The sequence below is a fragment of the Arachnia propionica genome, assembly GCF_003932785.1.
Lineage (GTDB): Bacteria > Actinomycetota > Actinomycetes > Propionibacteriales > Propionibacteriaceae > Arachnia > Arachnia propionica_B.
This window is the reverse complement of record NZ_RQYT01000077.1, coordinates 1-3,905: the sequence shown is the minus strand read 5'-3', so window position 1 is coordinate 3,905 and position 3,905 is coordinate 1. Positions and strand designations below refer to the sequence as shown.

Here is a 3,905-nt window from a genome sequence, read left to right as displayed (position 1 = left end):
GCACGAGCCTTCACCGCGGGATCAATCTTCTTCGGCATGATGCCAACCTTCCCACCCCAGAAAGGACCGGCACGAAACCTGGGGCGCTTCATGTCGGCCCCAGCCCGGTGGACCGCGGGAAGAACGGATCGAAGTACCACTTGTTGACCGACTCCCGTGGCATCCCGTTGGCAGTGATCCTCTCAGCCGACAACACCCATGACTCCAAACAGTTCGAGCCGCTGCTGGACCAGGCACCGGCGATCAAGACACCCGGGCCGGGCAGGCGACGTCGGCGCCCCGAGAAACTACTTGCTGACAAGGGATATGACTACACGCGGTGTCGTCGTCACCTCCGCCGGCTCGGCATCAAGTCTCGTATCGCGCGCAGGGGTGTGGACAGTTCCCAACGTCTGGGCCGTCACCGATGGGTCGTTGAACGCAGCATCGCCTGGCTGGTGACCTTCCGACGTCTTGACCGTCGTTGGGACCGTACCGCCACGACCACCAACGCTCTACTCACCCTCGCCGCGGCCTACACCGCGATGCGATTCCTCATCCAAACACGCCAACAGTTATGAAACGACCTCTAAGTCAGGGAAGCGTGCATTCCCACGCCGGGTGACTGTACCGGTCGTAGGAGTAGGGTTCGAGGGGTCGGAGGGCGAGCAGGGCTTCAACGCTCCCTGCCCGCCGTGTCCGTGCCTCGACATCATTACTTCTGGTCCACTAGTACACCACGACCTTGTCCCCGACCCTGACCTGGTCGAAGAGCCACGCGATGCCTTCCTTGTCCCGGATGTTGATACAACCGTGGGACCCGCCCTCCCAGCCGCGGGCAGCGAAGTCGGCGGAGTAGTGGACGGCTTCACCGCCGTTGTAGAACATGGCGTAGGGCATCTTTGTGTGGTAGATCGTCGACACGTGATTCCGTGACTTCCAGGACACGCGGAAGGCGCCGTTGTCGCTGGGGTCCTTGGCGGTACCGAAACGGGCATCGAGCGTCAGGACCACCTGGCCGTCGATCATCCAGCGGAGTTTGCGGTCAGCCTTGGAGGCACACATCACACGTCCCGTGAGGCAGCGTGAATCCACACTGACTCCCGGGTTGGCGGGGGGCGGCGTGGGGGCAGGGTTCTCGCTGGTTTCGAGGTTGTAGCGGATGAGGTTGCCGTTGGTGTTGACGGCCCAGATGAAGGCCTGGTTGTTGATGCGTGCGGTGGTGAAGCGGGTGATGTTGTGCCAGCCCGTGCCGACTTCTCGGTGGTCGAAGTCGTAGCCGGAGGAGCTGGAGGCGAGGTAGCGCAGGCGGTTGTCTGCGTCGATGGTGAGGTAGTCGTGGCGGCCGTTGGTGTCCCAGTCGGTGGTGCCGGTGAGGGCGCGGAATCCGTGCCAATCGGAGGCGGTGCGGATGGGGGAGGAGAAGTTGAGACGTCCGTCGGTGGCGTAGACGAGGGCGAGTCCGTCGTGTTGGTGTCCGATGATGGCTGGTTTGCCCTTGGGGCCTTTCTGGATGCCTGCGATGGTGGTGAAGCGGTTCCATCCGGTGCCGATGGTGCGGCTGCCGAGGAGGTTGCCGCGGTTGTCGCCGGGGTAGAACTTGAGTTCTCCGGTGGTGGATCGTCCGACGAGATCGATGGTGCCGTTGCCGTCCCAGTCGGCGCTGAGGATGTCGGTGGTGTGGTTCCAGCCGGTGCCGAGGCGGGTTCGGTTGGCGAAGCTGCTGGAGTCCAAGGAGCGGTATAGGTAGAGGTCGCCGGTGGTGGTGATCAGGAGGAGGTCGGTGTTGCCGTCTCCGGTGAGGTCGCCTGGGAACATGGTCTGTGAGGTGGACCAGCCGGAGCCGATTTGTTGGCCGCTGTGGATGGAGACGCTGCGGTCGACGTGGGTCCTGGGCGCCTTCAACACCGGCTTGGATCGTCGATCTGGTTCCGCCTGGGCAGCAGGATCTGCATCCTGCTCCTGCGGAGTTCCTTCGTTTGGACGTGGGGTGTTGAGCCTGTCTGAATTGGAGGGGGAAGCCGTGGCCTCAGTGGACGCTTCCAGGTCGCCCGGGTCAGGAAGAGCGCCTCCCACAGGGGGCTCCTCGACGACGGGGGTCGAGGAGTCTGTGGGGACAGGGGGTTCCGGGGACGCCTCGTCCGCCCACGATGGCAGAGCAGGGACAAGGGTGATGGTTAGTGCAGCAGTGAGAGAGGCAGCTAATGTCTGCAGACGTGAGCGCAACATCAGGATCCTTACAGCAGAGTACCGTGTCGGACATTCTCCCGGATGGCCGAAAGTGTGTCCACTCCTGACAGACGGTCCGCGGCCCCAAAAGGTTGGCAAGCTGACGAAACCCGTCGACTCCTCGGCGGTCCCTCAGTCGGTGCCGAAGTCCATGGCGGAACGCAGCGCCGCCTCCTCGACCTCCTCGGTCGTCTCGCCCGAGCCGAGGGCCGCGATCGTCGCCGCGCCACCCTGCTCGATCTCCCCGATGAGGTCCACGTGCCCGGCCAGGAGGGTCCCCTGCGAGGCGTAGAGCTCCAGCTTCTCGCGGGAGTCGGCGATGTCGAGGTTGCGCATGGTCAGCTGGCCGATGCGGTCGGTGGGGCCGAAGGCCGCGTCCTGGACGCGCTCCATCGACAGCTTCTCCGGCTGGTAGCTGAGGTTCGGGCCACGGGTGTCGAGGATGGTGTAGTCGTCACCGCGTCGCAGCCGGAGATCCACCTCGCCCGTCACGGCCGAGGCGACCCACCGCTGGATGGACTCCCGCAGCATCAGCGACTGCGGGTCGAGCCAGCGACCCTCGTACAGCAGCCGCCCGAGTCGCAGCCCCTCGGAACGGTAGTTGGCGAGGGTGTCCTCGTTGTGGATGGCCGACAGCAGCCGCTCGTAGGCGATCCACAGCAGCGCCATCCCCGGGGCCTCGTAGATGCCGCGGGACTTCGCCTCGATGATCCGGTTCTCGATCTGGTCGCTCATCCCCAGCCCGTGTCGACCGCCGATCGCGTTGGCCTCCAGCACCAGGTCGACGGGGGAGCCGAAGCGACGGCCGTTGATGCTGACCGGCTGCCCCTGCTCGAAGCCGATGGAGACGTCCTCGGTGTCGATGTCGACGTTCCGGTCCCAGTACTTCACGCCCATGATCGGCTCGACGGTCTCCAGGGACACGTTGAGCTCCTCCAGGGTCTTGGCCTCATGGGTGGCGCCCCAGATGTTCGCGTCGGTGGAGTAGGCCTTCTCCTTCGAGTCGCGGTAGGGCAGGCCCCGCTCGGACAGCCACGTGCTCATCTCGGCGCGGCCACCCAGCAGCGAGACGAAGTTCTCGTCGAGCCACGGCTTGTAGATGCGCAGGCTCGGGTTCGCGAGGAGCCCGTAACGGTAAAACCGCTCGATGTCGTTGCCTTTGTAGGTGGAGCCATCGCCCCAGATGAAGACGTCGTCGGCGGCCATGGCCCGCACGAGGAGGGTGCCGGTGACCGCGCGCCCGATCGGGGTGGTGTTGAAGTAGGCCTTCCCCGCCGAGCGGATGTGGAAGGCGCCGCACGCCAACGCGGACAGCCCCTCGGCGACGAGCGCCCCCTTGCAGTCGACGAGGCGGGACACCTCGGCGCCGTAGACCTCGGCGCGTCCGGGCACCGACGCGATGTCCGGTTCGTCGTACTGCCCGATGTCGGCAGTGTAGGTGCAGGGGATCGCACCCATCTCACGCATCCAGGCGACGGCGACGGAGGTGTCGAGTCCACCGGAGAAGGCGATGCCGACGCGCTCGCCGACGGGAAGGGAAGTCAGTACCTTGGCCACAGCAGCACTTTAGTGGACAGCCCCTCGTCAGGGGACATCGCCTGTTGAAGGTCCGAGGTGCCTCACGTAGGAATGAGCGCGAAGGGTGGGTTGGTGCCTCACGTAGTGTGAGCGTGAGGCTTGCGGTCATTTTGGGGTTC

3 protein-coding genes are annotated in these 3,905 nt (G+C 65.1%); 1 reads left to right on the top strand and 2 read right to left on the bottom strand.

Features of this window, described 5'->3' with window-relative positions; all coding sequences use genetic code 11:
• The coding region (locus EII35_RS15195) for an IS5 family transposase (protein WP_125229304.1) at window positions 1-560 on the top strand (560 nt) is incomplete at its 5' end.
• Window positions 561-708: 148 nt separating this feature from the next.
• On the opposite strand, the gene EII35_RS16280 is transcribed toward EII35_RS15195, so the two are convergent.
• The gene (locus EII35_RS16280) at window positions 709-1,887 is read right to left on the bottom strand and encodes a L,D-transpeptidase family protein (protein ID WP_260465152.1); all 1,179 of its coding nucleotides are present in this window, start codon (window positions 1,885-1,887) and stop codon (window positions 709-711) included.
• Between the two features lie 453 nt (window positions 1,888-2,340).
• Window positions 2,341-3,765: an argininosuccinate synthase gene (gene argG / locus EII35_RS15185; RefSeq protein WP_125229303.1), complete on the bottom strand. Its 1,425-nt coding sequence runs from the start codon at window positions 3,763-3,765 to the stop codon at window positions 2,341-2,343.
• Window positions 3,766-3,905: the final 140 nt, after the last annotated feature.